An 18,648-nucleotide genomic window follows, 5' to 3' on the forward strand; every position below is an offset into this window, starting at 1 on the left:
ACCCTCTCGGGCTTTCCTCCGGGCTTTTCCCTTCGGTCTTTCGTGTTTCCAGCTTAGCAGATCCGTTTTCCGTTTCTGCCACCCGCTGGAGCGGGTTTGCCTTCCGGGAATTCGCTTTTCGGCGCTTTCCCTTTCGGCGGCTCCGACTTTATCAGATGATCTGAGTCGGATTTCCCGCCCCTCCCGGTGTCCCCGTTCTTGCGCACGACGGCGCCGGGTTCCCGGTCAGGCGGAGCCGTAAACGTACTGGAGCGGAGCGCTCGGATGCAAATCGAGGCGCTCCGCTCCGGGTTCGGGCCCTGGCGGTCCCTGAGGGTGGGTCAGACCTCGACCACGACCGGCAGGATCATCGGGCGCCGGCGGTAGGTGTCGGAGACCCACTTGCCGATGCTGCGACGGATCAGCTGCTGGAGCTGGTGGGGCTCGACCACGCCGTCCTGGGCCGACTTGTTCAGCGCCTCCTCGACCTTCGGGATCACGGCGGAGAACGCCGAGTCCTCGATGCCGGAGCCGCGGGCGTGGAGGTGCGGGCCACCGACGATCTTGCCGGTCGTCGAGTCGACGACGACGAAGACCGAGATGATGCCCTCCTCGCCGAGGATCCGGCGGTCCTTCAGGGAGGACTCCGTGACGTCGCCGACCGAGAGGCCGTCGACGTACACGTAACCGGCCTGGACCTTGCCGACGATGCGGGCCTTGCCGTCGACGAGGTCGACGACGACGCCGTCCTCGGCGATGACGATGTGGTCCTTCGGGATCCCCGTCATGGCGCCGAGCTCGGCGTTGGCGCGCAGGTGACGCCATTCGCCGTGGACCGGCATCAGGTTCTTCGGGCGGCAGATGTTGTAGAAGTACAGCAGCTCGCCGGCCGAGGCGTGGCCCGAGACGTGCACCTTGGCGTTGCCCTTGTGGACCACGTTGGCGCCCCAGCGGCTGAGGCCGTTGATCACGCGGTAGACCGCGTTCTCGTTGCCGGGGATCAGCGAGGACGCCAGGATCACGGTGTCGCCGGGGACGATCCGGATCTGGTGGTCGCGGTTGGCCATGCGCGACAGGGCCGCCATGGGCTCGCCCTGGGAGCCGGTGCAGACCAGCACGACCTCGTCGTCCGGCAGGTCGTCCAGGGTCTTCACGTCCACGACGAGACCGGCGGGGACCCGCAGGTAGCCCAGGTCGCGGGCGATGCCCATGTTGCGGACCATCGAGCGGCCGACGAAGGCGACCCGGCGGCCGTACTCGTGGGCGGCGTCGAGGATCTGCTGGATGCGGTGCACGTGGCTGGCGAAGCTGGCCACGATGATCCGCTTCTGGGCGTTCGCGAAGACCGTGCGCAGGACGTTGGAGATGTCGCGCTCGGGCGGGACGAAGCCCGGGACCTCGGCGTTCGTGGAGTCCGAGAGGAGGAGGTCGATGCCCTCCTCGCTCAGACGCGCGAACGCGTGCAGGTCCGTGAGCCGGCCGTCCAGCGGGAGCTGGTCCATCTTGAAGTCGCCGGTGGCGACGACCATGCCCGCGGGAGTGCGGATGGCCACGGCCAGGGCGTCCGGGATGGAGTGGTTGACCGCGATGAACTCGCAGTCGAAGGATCCGAGCTGCTCGCGCTGTCCCTCCTCCACCTCGAGGGTGTAGGGGCGGATGCGGTGCTCCTGGAGCTTGGCCTCGATCAGGGCGAGGGTCAGCTTGGAGCCGATCAGCGGGATGTCGGGCTTGAGGCGCAGGAGGTACGGCACGCCGCCGATGTGGTCCTCGTGGCCGTGGGTCAGGACGATGCCCTCGATGTCGTCGAGGCGGTCCCGCAGCGTGCTGAAGTCCGGCAGGATCAGATCGACGCCGGGCTGCTCCTCCTCGGGGAAGAGCACGCCGCAGTCGACGATCAGCAGACGGCCGCCGAATTCGAAGACCGTCATGTTCCGGCCGATCTCGCCCAGCCCGCCGAGCGGGGTGACGCGCAGACCGTTCTCGGGGAGCTTCGGCGGGGCGCCGAGTTCAGGGTGCGGATGACTCAAAAGACTCTCCTCACCACACGCGCCACGTACCGCTCGGGCACGTGGCGCGCGTGACATTCGTGCACTTGCTAGGTCAGTCGTGATCCGAAGATCATCTATTCAGTTGTGAAGTCTGTACTCAGAGCTGTACCCCGCCGGCGGCCAGATCGAGCCTCAGCCGGGCGGTCTCCTCGGCGGAGAGCTCGACGAGCGGCGCGCGCAGCGGGCCGGCCGGGAGGCCCTGGAGGGCGAGGGCGGCCTTGGTGGTCATGACGCCCTGGGTCCGGAACATGCCCGTGTAGACCGGGAGCAGCTTCTGGTGGATCTCGGTGGCCTTCTGGACGTCGCCGCTGAGGTGGGCGTCGAGCAGGGCCCGGAGGTCCGGGGAGACCAGGTGGCCGACGACGGAGACGAAACCGACCGCGCCGACGGAGAGGAGCGGCAGGTTGAGCATGTCGTCGCCGGAGTACCAGGCGAGGCCGCTGCGAGCGATGGCCCAGCTGGCCTGGCCGAGGTCGCCCTTGGCGTCCTTGTTGGCGACGATCCGCGGGTGCTCGGCGAGCCGGACCAGGGTGTCGGTCTCGATCGGGACGCCGCTGCGGCCGGGGATGTCGTACAGCATCACCGGCAGCCCGGTGGCGTCGGCGATGGCCGAGAAGTGCCGGTACAGGCCCTCCTGCGGGGGCTTGTTGTAGTACGGCGTGACCGCGAGCAGGCCGTGTGCGCCGTCGCGCTCGGCGGTGCGGGCCAGCTCGATGCTGTGGTGGGTGTCGTTGGTGCCGATGCCGGCGACGACGTGGGCACGGTCGCCCACGGCCTCCAGGACGGCGCGTACGAGCTGCGATTTCTCCGCGTCGGAGGTGGTGGGCGACTCGCCGGTGGTGCCGTTGACGACGAGGCCGTCGTTGCCGGCCTCGACCAGGTGGGCGGCGAGTCGCTGGGCACCGTCGAGGTCAAGTGCGCCGTCAGCCGTGAAGGGCGTGACCATGGCGGTGAGGACCCGCCCGAAGGGGGTCTGCGGAGTGGAGATCGGAGCCATGGGTCACACGCTACTCGCTGCTCAGCGCACGGTGTCCCCTCGGGGGACGGGATAGAGGGAGCCCGGCACTGCCTGCTCGGGGGTTCAAGCAGTGCCGGGTCCGTTTGATCAGCCTAGATGAACTTCGTGAAACGTCGCAATCCGGACACTTCAGGTGGCTGATCGGACATACGTGCCCCAAGGGACGGACGTGCGGTCCTACGGGGCGACGCGGCCGTTCTTGTTGAAGGCGGCATACGTGAGCGGCATCAGCCGGGCCCAGTGCTCCTCCATCTTCTCGCCGACCATCTCGATCTCCCGCTGCGGGAACGACGGCACCGCGGCCAGCTCGTGCTGGGTGCGCAGGCCCAGGAAGTGCATCAGGGAGCGCGCGTTGCAGGTGGCGTACATGGACGAGTACAGGCCCACCGGCAGCACCGCGCGGGCGACCTCGCGGGCCACGCCGGCGGCCAGCATCTCCTGGTACTGCGCGTAGGCCTGCCGGTACGAGTCGTCCATGGTGCGCTCGACCAGCCGGTGCTGCTCCTCGGTGCCGTCGACGAAGACGTACTTGCCCGGGCGGCCCTCCTGGACCAGCTTGCGGTCGGTGCCGGGCACGTAGAAGACCGGCTGAAGCTCCCTATAGCGGCCCGACTCCTCGTTGTACGACCAGCCGACCCGGTGCCGCATGAACTCGCGGAACACGAAGATCGGGGCGCTGATGAAGAACGTCATCGAGTTGTGCTCGAAGGGGCTGCCGTGGCGGTCCCGCATCAGGAAGTTGATCAGACCCTTGGAACGCTCGGGGTCCTTCTGGAGCTCCTCCAGGGACTGCTCGCCCGCGGTGGACACCCGGGCCGCCCACAGGACGTCGGAGTCCGAGGCCGCGCTCTTGACCAGCTCGACGGTGACGTCGCTCCTCAGTTCGATCTTGACGTTCTCTGCGGGGGTGTCGGTCACCTGTGGTCCTTCCAGCCTGGCTGTTTCCGTCGCCCACTCTAACGACGTCGTACCTGAGGATGAGATTCGGCCGCTTTGATGAAAAAACGGCACCTACGCCTCGCTTCGCTCGTCTGTACCGATGACACCCGCACCAAGACGAGGAGAGTGGCCCCTCATGCCGCGCCGGGAAGCCGTACCGTTCGCGTTCGTCGCCGAGGCCGACAGCTTCCGCAGTAACGTCACTCCGCCGCCCCGTGAGCGCCTGCGGCCCTCCCAACTGCTGGGCCGTACGCTGATCGGGCTGACCGTCGTCGCCGGTCTCGTCGGCTCGCTGCTCTTCGGGATGCCGGCCCTGGAGACCGGCAGCTCCCCCGCCCGCCAGGCACAGTCCGAAGCGTCCGACGGCCGCTGAGGTAGCCTCACCGGGCACAGCCACCGAACGTGCTTGTGAGTGAGGACCTGTCGTGCCCCTGCCCTTTCTGACGGCCGACCGCGCTTTCGACGCCGATGACGACATCGCGCTGCCCTTCGACGACCACGACACCTGGCGGCGGCCGTACCGGCCCGGCCCCTGGCGGGTCGGGGCAGCGGCGCTGGCGCTGCTCCTCGCCTCGTTCGTGCTCCTCGCGGCCGTGATCATCACCGCCACCGGAACGCTGGCCGGCGCGGCCGTCACCTTCGGTCTCGCCGCGCTGATCATCGCCGCCGCGCTGCGGCTGCTCCGCGTGGGCACCTGGGTGAGCCGGAACGGCCTGCGGCACGTGCGGATGCTCTCCACCACGACCGTGCCGTGGCACACCGTCAGCGGCCTGCGCACCGTGCAGATGCCGGTGCGCTGGCTGGGGCTGCCCCGCACGGTGCAGGGCCAGGCGCTGGTGTACGTGCGCCGGGACGGTGAGCAGCAGCCGCTGCTCACCGACCACAGCGCCGACTTCCTCTCCCGCGTCGAGGCCTTCGACCGCGCCACGGACACCGTCGAGGCCTGGAACGCGGAGTACGCGGGAGCGCGTTAGGGGTTCGAAGGCCGGGACACCGGCCCTACGCCGTACGGCCCTCGTGCAGGGCGATCGCCCGCTGCATCGCCTTGCGGGCGCGCGGGGTGTCCCGGGCGTCGTGGTAGGCGACCGCCAGCCGGAACCAGCAGCGCCAGTCCTCCGGGGAGTCCTCGGTCTCGGCCTTGCGGCGCGCGAAGACCTCGTCCGCGGAGTCCCGGTCGATCCGGCCGCCCGGGGTACGGGCCAGGTCGTCGACCGGCAGGCCGCCCTCGGCCTCCAGCTCCGCCGCCAGCCGGTGCGCTCGTCGCGCGAACCGGGTGTTCTGCCAGAGGAACCACGCGCCGACACAGGGCAGCAGAAACGCCACCGCGCCCATGCCCATCGCCGCCGGCTCCCCCGTCAGCAGGAGCAGCACGCCCTCCATCGCCACCACGCCGAAGACGAGCACCAGCACGGTGGCGAGGAAGAAGTACGTGATCTTTCCGCCCATGACCGCCGGCCGCCTCAGCCCAGGTCCAGGAAGTGTTCCAGGCCGAAGGTGAGGCCGGGAGTCGTGACCACGCGGCGCGCGCCGAGCAGGATGCCGGGCATGAAGCTGCTGTGGTGCAGCGAGTCATGACGGACCGTCAGCGTCTCGCCCTCGCCGCCGAGCAGCACCTCCTGGTGGGCCAGCAGGCCCCTCAGGCGCACCGCGTGCACCGGGACTCCGTCGACGTCCGCGCCGCGCGCGCCGGGCAGGGCGGTCGCGGTGGCGTCCGGCTGGGCGCCCAGACCGGCCGCGGCACGGGCCTCGGCGATCAGCTGGGCGGTGCGGGTGGCGGTGCCGGAGGGGGCGTCCACCTTGTTCGGGTGGTGCAGTTCGACGACCTCGACGGACTCGAAGTACGGGGCCGCGATCTGCGCGAACTTCATGGTGAGGACCGCGCCGATGGAGAAGTTCGGCGCGATGAGCACACCGGTCTCCGGGGAGGCGGCGAGCCAGGTGTTCAGCTGCGCGAGGCGGTCCTCGTTCCAGCCGGTGGTGCCGACGACGGCGTGGATGCCGTGGCGCAGGCAGTAGTCGAGGTTCGCCATCACCGAGTCCGGGGTGGTCAGCTCGACCACGACCTGGGCGCCGGTCTCCGTGAGGGTCTCCAGTTCGTCGCCCCGGCCCAGGGCCGCGACCAGTTCCATGTCCTCGGCGGACTCCACGGCCCGTACGGCCTCCGAGCCGATCCGGCCCTTGGCGCCGAGTACCGCCACGCGCAGCTTGCTCATCGCTCCGACTCTCTTCGTTCCCACGAGGGACCCGGGGGTCCCTACGCGACCGATTCCTGCAGGCGTGCCGCCTGCTTGTCCTTCAGCGGGCCTATGACCGCCAGCGAGGGACGCTGTCCCAGGATGTCGGCCGCCACCGCCTTCACGTCGTCCGGGGTCACCGCGGCCATCCGGGCGAGCATGTCGTCCACGGACATCTGGGTGCCCCAGCACAGCTCGCTCTTGCCGATGCGGTTCATCAGCGCGCCGGTGTCCTCCAGGCCGAGGACCGTGGAGCCGGAGAGCTGGCCGACGGCACGGGTGAGTTCCTCGTCCGTGATGCCGTCCTGGGCGACCTTGTACAGCTCCTCCCGGCAGATCCCGAGCACGTCGTGGATCTGGTTGGGGCGGCAGCCCGCGTACACGCCGAACAGGCCGCAGTCGGCGAAGCCGGAGGTGTACGAGTACACGCTGTAGGCCAGGCCGCGCTTCTCGCGGACCTCCTGGAACAGCCGCGACGACATGCCGCCGCCCAGCGCGGTGTTCAGCACGCCGAGGGCCCAGCGGCGGTCGTCGGTGCGGGGCAGGCCCGGCATGCCGAGGACGACGTGCGCCTGCTCGGTGCGGCGGTTCAGGTGCTCGACGCGGCCCGCCGTACGGATGGTGCGGTGCCCGTCGCGCGGGGCGATCGGAGCCGCGTCCGTACGGCCGAGGGCGCCGGCCTTCTCGAAGGCGCGGCGGACCTGGCGGACGACCGTGGCGTGGTCGACGTTGCCGGCGGCGGCCACGACCAGGTGCGTCGGGTCGTAGTGCTTCTTGTAGAAGCGGGCGATCCGGTCGCGGTCGAGGGCCTCGACGGTGTCGACGGTGCCGAGGACCGGGCGGCCCAGCGGGGTGTCGCCGAACATCGTCTTGGCGAACAGGTCGTGCACCACGTCGCCCGGGTCGTCCTCGGTCATCGCGATCTCCTCGAGGATGACGCCGCGCTCGGCGTCCACGTCCTCGGGCAGGATCAGCGAGCCGGTGAGCATGTCGCAGACGATGTCGATCGCCAGCGGCAGGTCGGTGTCGAGGACCCGCGCGTAGTAGCAGGTGTACTCCTTCGCCGTGAAGGCGTTCATCTCGCCGCCGACCGCGTCGATCGCGGAGGAGATGTCGAGGGCGGACCGCCTGCGGGTGCCCTTGAAGAGGAGGTGCTCCAGGTAGTGCGTGGCGCCGTTGAGGGCCGGGGTCTCGTCGCGCGAGCCGACGTGCGCCCAGATGCCGAAGGTGGCGGAGCGGACGGACGGCAGGGTCTCGGTGACGATCCGCAGTCCCCCGGGCAGGGTGGTGCGGCGGACGGTGCCGATGCCGTCCTTGCCCTTGAGCAGTGTTTGGGTACGGGCGACGGCCCGCCCCTCCGAAGAGGGGCGGGCCGTCGTCACGGAACTACGGGACGTCACTGCTCGGTGTCGTCCTTGTCGGCCTCGGCGCCGTCCTCGTCCGCGATCACCGGGATCAGGGAGAGCTTGCCGCGCTGGTCGATCTCGGCGATCTCGACCTGGACCTTGGAGCCGACCGGCAGCACGTCCTCGACGTTCTCCACGCGCTTGCCGCCGGCGAGCTTGCGGATCTGCGAGATGTGCAGCAGGCCGTCCTTGCCCGGGAGCAGGGAGACGAACGCACCGAAGGTGGTGGTCTTGACGACCGTGCCCAGGTAGCGCTCGCCGACCTCCGGCATGGTCGGGTTGGCGATGCCGTTGATCGTGGCGCGGGCGGCCTCGGCGGCCGGGCCGTCGGCGGCGCCGATGTAGATGGTGCCGTCGTCCTCGATCGTGATCTCGGCGCCGGTGTCCTCCTGGATCTGGTTGATCATCTTGCCCTTGGGGCCGATGACCTCGCCGATCTTGTCCACGGGGATCTTCACGGTGATGATCCGCGGGGCGTTGGGGGACATCTCGTCCGGGGTGTCGATCGCTTCCATCATCACGTCGAGGATGTGGAGGCGGGCGTCGCGGGCCTGCTTGAGGGCCGCGGCCAGGACGGAGGCCGGGATGCCGTCCAGCTTGGTGTCGAGCTGGAGGGCGGTGACGAACTCCTTCGTACCGGCGACCTTGAAGTCCATGTCGCCGAAGGCGTCCTCCGCACCGAGGATGTCGGTGAGGGCGACGTAGTGCGTCTGGCCGTCGATCTCCTGAGAGATCAGACCCATGGCGATGCCGGCGACGGGGGCCTTCAGCGGCACACCGGCGTTCAGCAGCGACATGGTGGAGGCGCAGACCGAGCCCATGGACGTCGAACCGTTGGAGCCGAGCGCCTCGGACACCTGGCGGATCGCGTAGGGGAACTCCTCGCGGGTCGGCAGCACCGGCACGATGGCGCGCTCGGCGAGCGCGCCGTGGCCGATCTCGCGGCGCTTGGGCGAGCCCACGCGGCCGGTCTCACCGACGGAGTACGGCGGGAAGTTGTAGTTGTGCATGTAGCGCTTGCGGGTCACCGGGGAGAGGGTGTCCAGCTGCTGCTCCATGCGGAGCATGTTGAGGGTGGTGATGCCCAGGATCTGGGTCTCGCCACGCTCGAACAGCGCGGAGCCGTGCACCCGCGGGATCGCCTCGACCTCGGCGGCCAGGGTACGGATGTCCGTGATCCCGCGGCCGTCGATGCGGACCTTGTCCTTGATGACGCGCTCGCGCACCAGGGCCTTGGTCAGGGAGCGGTAGGCGGCGGAGATCTCCTTCTCGCGGCCCTCGAAGGCCGGCAGCAGCTTCTCGGCGGCCACCTCCTTGACGCGGTCCAGCTCGGCCTCGCGGTCCTGCTTGCCGGCGATGGTCAGCGCCTGGGCCAGCTCGCCGCGGACGGCGTCGGAGAGCGCGGCGTACACGTCGTCCTGGTAGTCCAGGAAGACCGGGAACTCGCCCTCGGGCTTGGCGGCCTTGGCGGCGAGGTCGGCCTGGGCCTTGCACAGGACCCGGATGAACGGCTTCGCGGCCTCCAGGCCGGCGGCGACGACCTCCTCGGTCGGCGCCTCGGCGCCGCCCTTGACCAGCTGGATCGTCTGCTCGGTGGCCTCGGCCTCGACCATCATGATCGCGATGTCGCCGTCCTCCAGGACACGGCCGGCGACGACCATGTCGAAGACGGCGTCCTCGAGCTCGGTGTGGGTCGGGAACGCGACCCACTGGCCCTGGATCAGCGCGACGCGGACGCCGCCGATCGGGCCGGAGAAGGGCAGACCGGCCAGCTGGGTGGACGCGGACGCGGCGTTGATCGCGATCACGTCGTACAGGTGGTCGGGGTTGAGCGCCATGATCGTCGCGACGACCTGGATCTCGTTGCGCAGGCCCTTCTTGAAGGACGGGCGCAGCGGGCGGTCGATCAGGCGGCAGGTGAGGATCGCGTCCTCGGAGGGCCGGCCCTCGCGGCGGAAGAAGGAGCCGGGGATCTTGCCGGCCGCGTACATCCGCTCCTCGACGTCGACCGTCAGGGGGAAGAAGTCGAGCTGGTCCTTGGGCTTCTTCGAGGCGGTGGTGGCCGACAGCACCATGGTGTCGTCGTCCAGGTAGGCCACGGCGGAGCCGGCGGCCTGACGGGCCAGGCGGCCCGTCTCGAAACGGATGGTGCGGGTGCCGAAGGTGCCGTTGTCGATCACGGCCTCGGCGTAGTGGGTCTCGTTCTCCACTAGCGGTTTCTCCTACGTCGTCTTTTCGTCTTTCCCGTCCGCGCGCCCGTGTGGCGGGGGACGGTGCGGGAGAAGCGCTCTGAGGCGGGCCGGTCTTCGATCGAAGCACCCGGGGATGAGGGTCCGGGGGCCACTACCGAGGACCGGCGGCGTGCCGGCTGCTTCTCGCGCGGGTGTGGCGTTGTGTGACCAGACTAATTGCCGGTCGGCACTTTGCGCACGTACAGCAAAGGGAGCGGCCCCCTGAAAGTGGGAACCGCTCCCTTCACGGCAGCTTACTTGGCGCCGCCGGCCGCACCGCGGCGGATGCCCAGGCGGTCGACCAGGGCACGGAAGCGCTGGATGTCCTTCTTGGCCAGGTACTGCAGCAGGCGGCGGCGCTGACCGACCAGGATCAGCAGACCACGACGGGAGTGGTGGTCGTGCTTGTGGGCCTTGAGGTGCTCGGTCAGGTCAGAGATGCGGCGGGACAGCATCGCGACCTGGACCTCGGGGGAGCCGGTGTCGCCCTCCTTGGTGCCGAACTCGCCCATGATCTGCTTCTTCGTAGCGGCGTCGAGAGCCACGCGTACTCCTCTTGAGTGATTCGATGCGCCCACGAGTGCCCCTGGTCTGCTTCTCAGGGGGGCTTCCGTGACTCGGAGGCGAAGGCGCGATGGGCGCTGCTCCCAGAGTCCTCGAAGGATCTTCGAAGGACATCCCGGAAGCGCGTACACAAACGGCCGTCACACAGCGTACCAGCCTCAGGTCGCGAGGGAGCGGGCGGCCTCGTACAGGTCGAGGACGGCGAGACCGAGCGGTACGAGGCTCAGCAGTACCGCGCCCTCGGCGAGGTCGGTGACCCGCCCCCAGAAGGGCGAGAGGCCCTTGGCCGGGACGATCAGCCCGACGGCCGTGAACAGGGCCGCGCCGGCGGCGACGGCCGCGGTCAGCCAGATGATACGGATCTCCGGCTGATCGGCGGGCAGGTCCAGGGCGAGGCCGGTGATCAGCAGGGCGAGGACGGCGAGCCCCGCCGCGAGGGCGCAGGCGACCTGGGCGGTGCGGCGGAAGAGGCGCGCCCGCAGCAGAAGCGCGAGGCCTGCGGCCAGTGCGAGCAGCCGGGACGGGGTGCCCGCCTCGGGGGCGAGGCTCAGGGCGGCGGCTGCGCCCACGACGACGCCGGCGCAGCCGCCGAGCAGCCCGAGCAGCAGTTCGTGGCCGCGGCGGGCCTGCCGGGCGATGCGTTCGGCGTCGACGGGGACGCCCAGGGGGGTGACGGGGGCGGTGGCCGGGACCGGGCCGTACGCGGTGCGGTCGGCGTACGGGTCGACGCCGGGGGCGTAGGGACCTGCGCCTGAGGCGTACGGAAGCGCGCCGGGGGCGTACGGGTCGATCCCCGCACGCGGGGAGACGTGGCCGACGGGGAGGCGGGCGAAGCGGACGGACAGGCCGGGCAGGAAGGCGACGAGACCGATCGCGGCCGGGGCGCACACGGCGGCGGCCGCGGCGGGGGACGCGCCGGTGAGGATCGCGGCGAAGGCGGCCAGGGTGCCGGTCGCGGCGAGGACGACGGCCGCGACGAACGGCGCGTCGCCGTCCGGCAGCAGCGCCACCAGGACGACGGAGGCGACGAGGACGGTCACACAGCCCAGCAGGAACTGCAGCCGGCCCGGCCCCTCCCCGGGGTGCGGCGCGACGAGCCCCGAGCCCGCGAGCATCAGCAGCGGCAGCGCGGCCGAACCTGTGGCGACGGCGGAACCCCGGTCCTCGTACACCCGGGCGCGCACACCGGCGAAGGCGGTCAGCAGCACGCCGAGGACGCCGGCGACGAGGCCGGGCAGGCCGTGCATGTCGTGCCGGACCGGCTCGGCGTACCAGAGGACCGGGGCGAGGAGGACGAGCAGCAGGACGCCCGCGCCGAGGCCGGCGGCGCGCAGCGCCTGCGGGCCCCACAGCCGGCGGTCGCGGGTGACGGCGGAGGCGACCGCGTCGGCGACGTCGTCGAAGACCGCGGGCGGCAGGGACTGGGCGAACGGGCGGAGCGCGAGCAGTTCGCCGTCGAGGACCCGCTGCTCCGCGAGGGTGCGCGCGCCGTCGAGGACGGTTCCGTCCGGGCGGACCAGGTGGTGGCCGGTGGGCGTGCCCGGGGGCTGGGGGCGGCCGACGAGCCGCAGGACCTCCGGGTACACGTCGGCGACGGCGAGGTCGGCGGGGAGCGAGACGTCGACGCGGCCGTCGGGGGCGACGACGGTGACGCGGCAGTAGCCGGGGTGGACGGTGTGGACGGCGTGGTTTGTGTGGCTGGTGTGGGCGGCGTGGTTTGTGTGGCCGGAGCCGCCGGTCGGCGCGGTCGTACTCACTGCGGCCCCCCTGGTTCGCCGTCGTTCACGGTCGTTCGCGGTCGCGCACGTTGCGCGCGTCACCCTACCGGGGGGCGGCACGCGGCCCGGTCAGTAGGATCGCCGTCTCGTCTCCGCACGCCAAGCACGAGGGATTCACGAGGGATTGATGCTCCGGTGAGCCAGATCGTGGTCAAGCGTCCGCCGAGGGCGTACCCGCCCGAGGTCCCCGGCGGGGAGCTGCTCCTCCAGCCGCCGCCGGAACTCCCCCGCCAGGAGCGCGAGTCGTTGCTGATGCAGCTGCTGCCGCTGCTCGGCATGGGCTCGTCGGCGGTCTTCTTCTTCCTGCCGGGCGCGCACCCCTTCATGCGGATCATGGGCGTGCTCATGGTCGTGTCGACGGTCGGCATGGCGGTCGCCCAGTGGGTGCGCCACCGGGGCGGCGCGCACGGGCAGACGGCGGAGGCGCGGCGCGACTACCTCGCGTATCTGGCGCGGCTGCGCCGTACGGTGCGGCAGACCGCGCAGCGGCAGCGCGACGCCCAGCTGTATCTGCACCCGGCCCCCGACCAGTTGTGGGCGGTGGTGGCCGAGGGCACGCGGCTGTGGGAGCGGCGGCCCGGCGACCCGGACTTCGGACAGGTACGGATGGGGCTCGGCGCGCAGCGGCTCGCCACGCCCCTGGTCGCGCCGGACACCGCGCCCGTGGACGAGCTGGAGCCGCTGTGCGCGGGCGCGATGCGGCAGTTCCTCGCGGTGCACGGCGCGCTGGACGGGCTGCCGGTGGCGGTGGCGCTGCGGGCGTTCCCGCGGCTGACGGTGTCCGGCGAGCCGGAGGCGGCGCGGGCGGCGGTACGGGCGCTGGTGTGCCAGCTGGCGACGCTGCACTCCCCCGACGACCTGGTGGTGGCGGTGGTCGCGGGGCGGGGCGCGGCGCCGCTGTGGGACTGGGTGAAGTGGCTGCCGCACGCGCAGGCCCCGGGGCTGGTCGACGGGGCCGGCACCCGGCGGCTGTTCGGGGACGACCTCGCGGAGGTGGAGGAGGTCCTGCGCTCGGCGGGGCGGCTCGACGGCCGGCCCCGGTTCGGCCGGGACGCGCCGCCGCTCCTGGACCGGCCGCACGTCGTGGTGGTGCTCGACGGCGCCGTGGCGCCGCACGACTCGCTGTGCGCGGGCGCGGAGGGTCTGCAGGGCGTCACGGTGGTGTCGCTGGGCGAGGGCGGCGAGCCGTGGCGCTCGGGCGGGCTCACGGCGGAGGTCCGGCCGGGGCTGCTGCGGCTCGACTCCGGGCAGGGCGTCGCGTACGAGGGCCTGCCGGACGGCATCTCGCAGCCGGCCGCGGAGGCGCTGGCCCGGCGGCTCGCACCGCTGCGGACGGGCGGTGCGAACGGGGACGAACCGCTCCTCGCCGACCTGGACTTCGCCGAGCTCCTGGGCCTCGACGACGCGCGTGCCGGCGACGTGGCAGCCCGGTCGCGGCGGCCGCGGGCGGCGGCGGAGCGGCTGCGGGTGCCGATCGGGGTCGGCGAGGACGGGCAGCCGGTGATGCTGGACCTGAAGGAGGCGGCGCGGGACGGCATGGGCCCGCACGGCCTGTGCGTCGGCGCGACCGGCTCGGGCAAGTCCGAGCTGCTGCGCACGCTGGTGCTGGGGCTCGCGGTGACGCATCCGTCCGAGACGCTGAACTTCGTTCTCGCGGACTTCAAGGGCGGCGCGACCTTCGCGGGCCTGGCCCGGCTGCCGCACGTCGCCGCGGTGATCACCAATCTCGCCGACGACCTGACCCTGGTCGACCGCATGGGCGACGCGATCCGCGGCGAACTGCAGCGCCGCCAGGAGCTCTTGCGCGCGGCCGGGAACTACGCCGGCATCCACGACTACGAGCGGGCGCGGGCGGCGGGCGCGGCCCTCGAACCGCTGGCCTCGCTGGTGCTCGTCATCGACGAGTTCTCCGAACTGCTCAGCGCCAGACCTGAGTTCATCGACATGTTCATCCAGATCGGACGGATCGGCCGCTCGCTGGGCGTGCATCTGCTGCTGGCCTCGCAGCGCCTGGAGGAAGGCCGGCTGCGCGGCCTCGACACGTATCTGTCGTACCGGATCGGGCTGCGCACGTTCTCGGCGGCGGAGTCGCGCACGGCGCTGGGCGTCCCGGACGCGTACCACCTGCCTTCGGTGCCGGGTTCGGGCTATCTGAAGCACGGCACGGACGAGATGGTGCGGTTCAAGGCGGCGTACGTGTCGGGCCCGTACGGACCGGGACGGCACCAGGAGCCGGCGGCCGCGGGGGGCGTGGCGCGGGCGGCGCTGTTCACGGCGGGGACGGTGCCGATGGCAGTGGCGGGGCCGGGGGCTGTGAGGGGGCCTGTGCCTGTTGTGGCGGGCGGGAACGATGTCGGGAACGGCGGGGTGAACGATGCCGACGACGCGTTCGCGGCCACCGTGCTGGACGTGGTCGTGCGGGGCCTTGAGGGGCAGGGGGTGCCGGCCCACCAGGTGTGGCTGCCGCCGCTGGACCGCGCCCCGGCACTGGACCAGGTGCTGCCGGGCATCGCGCGGACCGAGGACCGGGGCCTGACGGCGACGCGGTACACCCGGCCCGGCGGGCTGACGGTGCCACTGGGCCTGGTCGACAAGCCCTTCGAGCAGCGGCGCGAAGTGCTGTACCGGGACTTCTCGGGCGCGGCCGGCCACATGCTGGTGGTCGGCGGCCCGCGGTCCGGCAAGTCGACGCTGGTACGGACGCTGATCGCGTCGTTCGCGCTGACGCACACGCCGCGCGAGGCGCAGTTCTACGCACTGGACTTCGGCGGCGGCGCGCTGGCGGGCCTCACGGACCTGCCGCACGTCGGCGGGGTGGCGTCGCGGCTGGACCCCGAGCGGGTACGGCGGACGGTCGCGGAGGTCATGGGCGTACTGGACCGGCGCGAGGAGCTGTTCCGGGCGCGCGGCATCGAATCGATGGCCGCGTACCGGCGGGCACGGGCGGCGGGCGCGCTGCCGGACGAGGCGTACGGGGACGTGTTCCTGGTCGTGGACGGCTGGGGGGCGTTCCGCAGCGAGTACGAGGCGCTGGAGCCCGTGGTCGCGGACCTGGCGGCGCGGGGGCTCGGGTTCGGCGTCCACGTCGTACTGACGGCCGCGCGGTACATGGAGGTCCGGGCGGGGATCAAGGACCAGCTGCTGAGCCGGCTGGAGCTGCGGCTCGGGGACGTCATGGACTCGGAGTTCGACCGGCGGGTGGCCGAGAACGTGCCGACGGGAGTGCCGGGGCGGGGGCAGGTGCCGGAGAAGCTGCACTTCATGGCGGCGGCGCCGGTGATGGGCGCGGTTCCGGACGAGTTGTCGGAGACGGCGGCGGAACTCGTGGCCGCCGTACGGGACGCGTGGACGGGTCCGGCCGCCCCAGCGGTACGGCTGCTGCCGCAGCGGCTGACTGCGGAACGACTGCCGAAGGGGTTCGAGTTCCCGGAACGGGGCCTCGCCTTCGGCCTCGACGAGACGGATCTGGCCCCCGTGTTCGTCGACTTCGAGTCGGACCCGTTCTTCCTGGTCCTGGGCGACGGCGAGTCGGGAAAGACCAACCTGCTGCGGCTGATCGCGCGGCGCATCGCGGAGCGGTACGCACCCGACGAGGCGGCGATCGTGGTCGGGGACTACCGGCGCACACTGCTCGGCGAGGTACCGGAAAGCCACCTGCTGGAGTACGCGCCGACGGCCGACGCGCTGCGCACGCACATGGAAGCACTGGCCGGCGTCTTCGAACGGCGCAGACCGCCGGCGGACGTCACGCCGGCACAACTACGGGACCGGAGCTGGTGGTCGGGCCCGCAGGTGTTCGTCCTCGTCGACGACTACGACCTGGTGGCGACGAGCGGAGGCAACCCGCTCGGCCCGCTGGCGGACTGCCTGCCGTTCGCCCGCGACGCCGGCATCCGCTTCGTCGTCGCACGGAACACGGCGGGCGCGTCGCGCGCGCTGTACGAGCCGTTCCTGCAGCGGATGAAGGAACTCGGCGCGCAAGGCGTGCTGCTTTCGGGCGATCCCTCGGAAGGCGAACTCCTCGGCCCGGCCCGGCCGCGCCCCATGCCGCCCGGGCGGGGGTTGTACGTGGCGCGCCGAGGCGGGACACGGCTGGTGCAGACCGGCTGGCAGCCGGTGGGGAGCGGATCTTAGGGGGTACGGGGCGCGGGCGGGCGAGTTCCGCGTGAGCGGGGATGGGGCAGGATCGGAGCGCGGATAATCGAGCCGCACGACGACAGGCACGTCGACACGCACGGCAACAGGCACGGCGCGCACCAGGCGGGCGACGCGGTACGGACGAAGGGGACGACTGCCGGGATGGGCACTCAGCAGGAGAAGGACGAGCTGTACGCGCTCGACATCAGCAACGCGGAATGGCACGGCGCGCCCGGGACCACACCCGAGGAGGAGCGCGTGGAGATCGCGTACCTGCCGGGCGGGGCGGTGGCGATGCGGTCGTCGCTGGAGCCGGAGACGGTGCTGCGGTACACGGAGGCGGAGTGGACGGCGTTCGTGCTGGGAGCGAAGGACGGCGAGTTCGACCTGAGATGAGGGTGAGGGTGAGGGTGAGGGAACGCGAAGGGGCCCCGGACGGGGCCCCTTTTGTTGTGCGGCTTGCTTCAGTGGGCCTCGGTGAACAGCCGGGAAGCCTTGAGATCGGTGGAGCGGTAACAGTCCTTGCCCTGCTCGACGATCCGCGCGACGGAGTCGAGGCGGGCCCTCATGTCCTCGGCCCGCCTCTTGTACTTGCGCTGCAGGATCTCGTACTCGCGATACGCCTCGCCGTCCCAGGTGCCGGTGACGATCCGGAGAGCGGTGTCCATCTCCTCCAGGTCCTGGACGATGTTGCGCGAGACGGCGCGGATGCGGTTGGCGATCTCCTGGACGCTGCCGTAACGGACCAGGGTGTTCTGATCGATGCCGGACATGAGACTGCTCCCGGGGTTGCTAGAGGCCGTTGAGTGCGGAGTGGTGGGCGGCGGAGGACGTACGGGCGGACGCGAACGCCCGGCGGACGTCCTCGTCGTTGGCGTTGCTGAGGTTCTTGGTCTCGCCGACGGCGTGGAGCAGGACACCGAGGAGACGGCGGATCGTGTCGTGGTCGTCGTTCAACCGCGACTGCGCCTGCTTGAACCCCACGGCCCCGACACCGGTCCAGCCGGCGCCGCAGGTCTCGAGGATGTCCGCGAGCTCGCGAGCCTGACGGGTGACCGCGTTGCCGGTCTCCATGATCTTGTTCTTGGCCTGCGTGACGGGATCGTCGGCCAGCCCGAAGCCGGCGGAGGGGGCGGACGGGGTGGTCATGGGCGCTCCTTGGGGTGACGGGTGCGGTGTCGTCCGAGCAGGACGAGAAGACCGGCGGCGGCCGCGGTGGCGGTGGCGGCGAGGACGAGCGGGAGGGGGGAGGCGGGGGGCGGGGCGGCGGTGGGTGCGGGAACGGGTGTCCGAGCAGGCACCGGTGCGTGGGACGTGGCCGCGAGGAGGGGATGCACGTCGGGATCCCCGGGATCCCCCTTCCCCTCCAGCAGGACCTGGGCAGGGCGCACGGACCCGTACCCGATGTACTTGCTCGGCACCGGCCCGACGTGCCCCGCCGTCTGCAACATGACGCGCAGCACCTGGTTGCCGGTCCACTCCGGGTGAGCGGACCAGATGAGCGCGGCGGAGGCGGAAGCGATGGCGGTGGCGTGACTCGTCCCGTCGAACGCGCAGTACTTGGCCTTGTCGGCGGTACACCGCCCGGGCATGTCGACGCCCGGCGCGGCGAGGGCGAGATGATCCCCATGATTGGAAAACCGGGCCCGCTCCCCATCCCGCCCAAGCGCCCCGACGGCGACGACGCCCGGGATGGCAGCCGGGTACTGCGGCACACCACTCCCGTCGTTACCGGCCCCGGCGAAAACGAGCGCGCCTTTACGGAGCGCGTAGTTGACGGCGGCTTGCCACTCAGGACGGTCTCCGGTCGTAGCCGGGGCGGCGAACGACATGTTGATCACGCGAGCACCACTGTCAACGGCGTAGCGAACCCCGCTAGTTGCCGATCGGATGAACCCGAACGAGTTCTTGTCTCCGACACGAACGGGCAAGATTCGCGCGCCGGGTGCCAACCCACTCAGCCCACCGTCAGCCCCATCGCCAGCGATGGCCACGGCCATGTTCGTTCCATGACGCTCGGTGTCTCCAGCATCTACGCGCCCATCGGTTCCCTCTGCGTCGTAGAGGTTCCGACCAAACAGCACACGCCCATGTAGCTCTGACACCGTCGTGTCGACTCCGGTGTCCAGCACGGCAACGGTCACGCCTCGCCCAGTAGAAACCCGCCACAGGACATCCGATTGCATCGCTTCCAGGTACCACTGACGAGCACCGCCGTCGTCCGCGCGGACGACGGCTACCGAGGCTAAGAGGGCAAGCATGGCGAGAAGCCAGGTCCCACGGTTGAGTAGCGCTTGAGTCATCCAGCGCATCA

At 71.3% G+C, this 18,648-nt stretch carries 16 protein-coding genes; 4 read left to right on the forward strand and 12 right to left on the reverse strand.

Annotated elements, in window-relative coordinates; genetic code table 11:
- Nucleotides 1-320: 320 nt before the first annotated feature.
- From ACGFMM_RS33550 to thyX, 3 genes are all read right to left on the reverse strand, one after another.
- On the reverse strand, nucleotides 321-2,006 hold the full coding sequence (locus ACGFMM_RS33550) for a ribonuclease J (protein WP_393650279.1): 1,686 nt from the start codon (nucleotides 2,004-2,006) through the stop codon (nucleotides 321-323).
- A gap of 118 nt (nucleotides 2,007-2,124) precedes the next feature.
- Complete coding sequence (gene dapA, locus ACGFMM_RS33555) at nucleotides 2,125-3,024, reverse strand: 4-hydroxy-tetrahydrodipicolinate synthase (protein ID WP_393650280.1); 900 nt, start codon at nucleotides 3,022-3,024, stop codon at nucleotides 2,125-2,127.
- A gap of 198 nt (nucleotides 3,025-3,222) precedes the next feature.
- Nucleotides 3,223-3,963 (reverse strand): FAD-dependent thymidylate synthase, encoded by a 741-nt coding sequence (gene thyX, locus ACGFMM_RS33560; RefSeq protein ID WP_393650281.1) that lies wholly within the window; start codon nucleotides 3,961-3,963, stop codon nucleotides 3,223-3,225.
- Between the two features lie 157 nt (nucleotides 3,964-4,120).
- Between thyX and ACGFMM_RS33565 the strand changes: the two genes are divergently transcribed.
- Both ACGFMM_RS33565 and ACGFMM_RS33570 read left to right on the forward strand, forming a co-directional pair.
- Nucleotides 4,121-4,357: a hypothetical protein gene (locus ACGFMM_RS33565; RefSeq protein ID WP_393650282.1), complete on the forward strand. Its 237-nt coding sequence runs from the start codon at nucleotides 4,121-4,123 to the stop codon at nucleotides 4,355-4,357.
- A gap of 52 nt (nucleotides 4,358-4,409) precedes the next feature.
- Complete coding sequence (locus tag ACGFMM_RS33570) at nucleotides 4,410-4,958, forward strand: hypothetical protein (RefSeq protein WP_393650283.1); 549 nt, start codon at nucleotides 4,410-4,412, stop codon at nucleotides 4,956-4,958.
- 25 nt (nucleotides 4,959-4,983) lie between these two features.
- Here ACGFMM_RS33570 and ACGFMM_RS33575 read toward each other — a convergent pair whose 3' ends face one another.
- The 6 genes from ACGFMM_RS33575 to eccD all read right to left on the reverse strand — a co-directional run bounded on the left by ACGFMM_RS33575 (nucleotide 4,984) and on the right by eccD (nucleotide 12,176).
- Nucleotides 4,984-5,430: a hypothetical protein gene (locus ACGFMM_RS33575; protein ID WP_393650284.1), complete on the reverse strand. Its 447-nt coding sequence runs from the start codon at nucleotides 5,428-5,430 to the stop codon at nucleotides 4,984-4,986.
- A 14-nt stretch (nucleotides 5,431-5,444) separates the two neighbouring features.
- Entirely contained in the window at nucleotides 5,445-6,197 is a 753-nt protein-coding gene (gene dapB / locus ACGFMM_RS33580) for a 4-hydroxy-tetrahydrodipicolinate reductase (RefSeq protein ID WP_393650285.1), read from the reverse strand.
- 41 nt (nucleotides 6,198-6,238) lie between these two features.
- On the reverse strand, nucleotides 6,239-7,618 hold the full coding sequence (locus tag ACGFMM_RS33585; RefSeq protein WP_393650286.1) for a M16 family metallopeptidase: 1,380 nt from the start codon (nucleotides 7,616-7,618) through the stop codon (nucleotides 6,239-6,241).
- Nucleotides 7,615-9,834, reverse strand: coding sequence for a polyribonucleotide nucleotidyltransferase (locus ACGFMM_RS33590; protein WP_393650287.1), 2,220 nt, complete (start codon nucleotides 9,832-9,834; stop codon nucleotides 7,615-7,617). Before ACGFMM_RS33590 ends, ACGFMM_RS33585 begins: the two co-directional genes overlap by 4 nt.
- A gap of 275 nt (nucleotides 9,835-10,109) precedes the next feature.
- Complete coding sequence (rpsO, locus tag ACGFMM_RS33595; RefSeq protein ID WP_393650288.1) at nucleotides 10,110-10,400, reverse strand: 30S ribosomal protein S15; 291 nt, start codon at nucleotides 10,398-10,400, stop codon at nucleotides 10,110-10,112.
- 177 nt (nucleotides 10,401-10,577) lie between these two features.
- Nucleotides 10,578-12,176 (reverse strand): type VII secretion integral membrane protein EccD, encoded by a 1,599-nt coding sequence (gene eccD / locus ACGFMM_RS33600; RefSeq protein ID WP_393650289.1) that lies wholly within the window; start codon nucleotides 12,174-12,176, stop codon nucleotides 10,578-10,580.
- Between the two features lie 156 nt (nucleotides 12,177-12,332).
- Here eccD and eccCa point away from each other — a divergent pair, with 156 nt between their 5' ends.
- Nucleotides 12,333-16,331 (forward strand): type VII secretion protein EccCa, encoded by a 3,999-nt coding sequence (eccCa, locus tag ACGFMM_RS33605; protein ID WP_393650290.1) that lies wholly within the window; start codon nucleotides 12,333-12,335, stop codon nucleotides 16,329-16,331.
- A 165-nt stretch (nucleotides 16,332-16,496) separates the two neighbouring features.
- Nucleotides 16,497-16,730, forward strand: coding sequence for a DUF397 domain-containing protein (locus tag ACGFMM_RS33610; protein ID WP_393650291.1), 234 nt, complete (start codon nucleotides 16,497-16,499; stop codon nucleotides 16,728-16,730).
- A gap of 68 nt (nucleotides 16,731-16,798) precedes the next feature.
- Here ACGFMM_RS33610 and ACGFMM_RS33615 read toward each other — a convergent pair whose 3' ends face one another.
- From ACGFMM_RS33615 to ACGFMM_RS33625, 3 genes are read right to left on the reverse strand one after another with little or no spacing between them, the layout of a single operon-like run.
- Nucleotides 16,799-17,107: a WXG100 family type VII secretion target gene (locus ACGFMM_RS33615; protein WP_393650292.1), complete on the reverse strand. Its 309-nt coding sequence runs from the start codon at nucleotides 17,105-17,107 to the stop codon at nucleotides 16,799-16,801.
- A gap of 19 nt (nucleotides 17,108-17,126) precedes the next feature.
- Complete coding sequence (locus ACGFMM_RS33620; protein WP_393650293.1) at nucleotides 17,127-17,483, reverse strand: hypothetical protein; 357 nt, start codon at nucleotides 17,481-17,483, stop codon at nucleotides 17,127-17,129.
- Complete coding sequence (locus ACGFMM_RS33625) at nucleotides 17,480-18,646, reverse strand: S8 family serine peptidase (RefSeq protein WP_393650351.1); 1,167 nt, start codon at nucleotides 18,644-18,646, stop codon at nucleotides 17,480-17,482. The genes ACGFMM_RS33620 and ACGFMM_RS33625 overlap by 4 nt, the downstream gene beginning before the upstream one ends.
- Nucleotides 18,647-18,648: the final 2 nt, after the last annotated feature.

It is taken from the genome of Streptomyces sp. NPDC048604, assembly GCF_043199435.1.
Classification (GTDB): domain Bacteria; phylum Actinomycetota; class Actinomycetes; order Streptomycetales; family Streptomycetaceae; genus Streptomyces.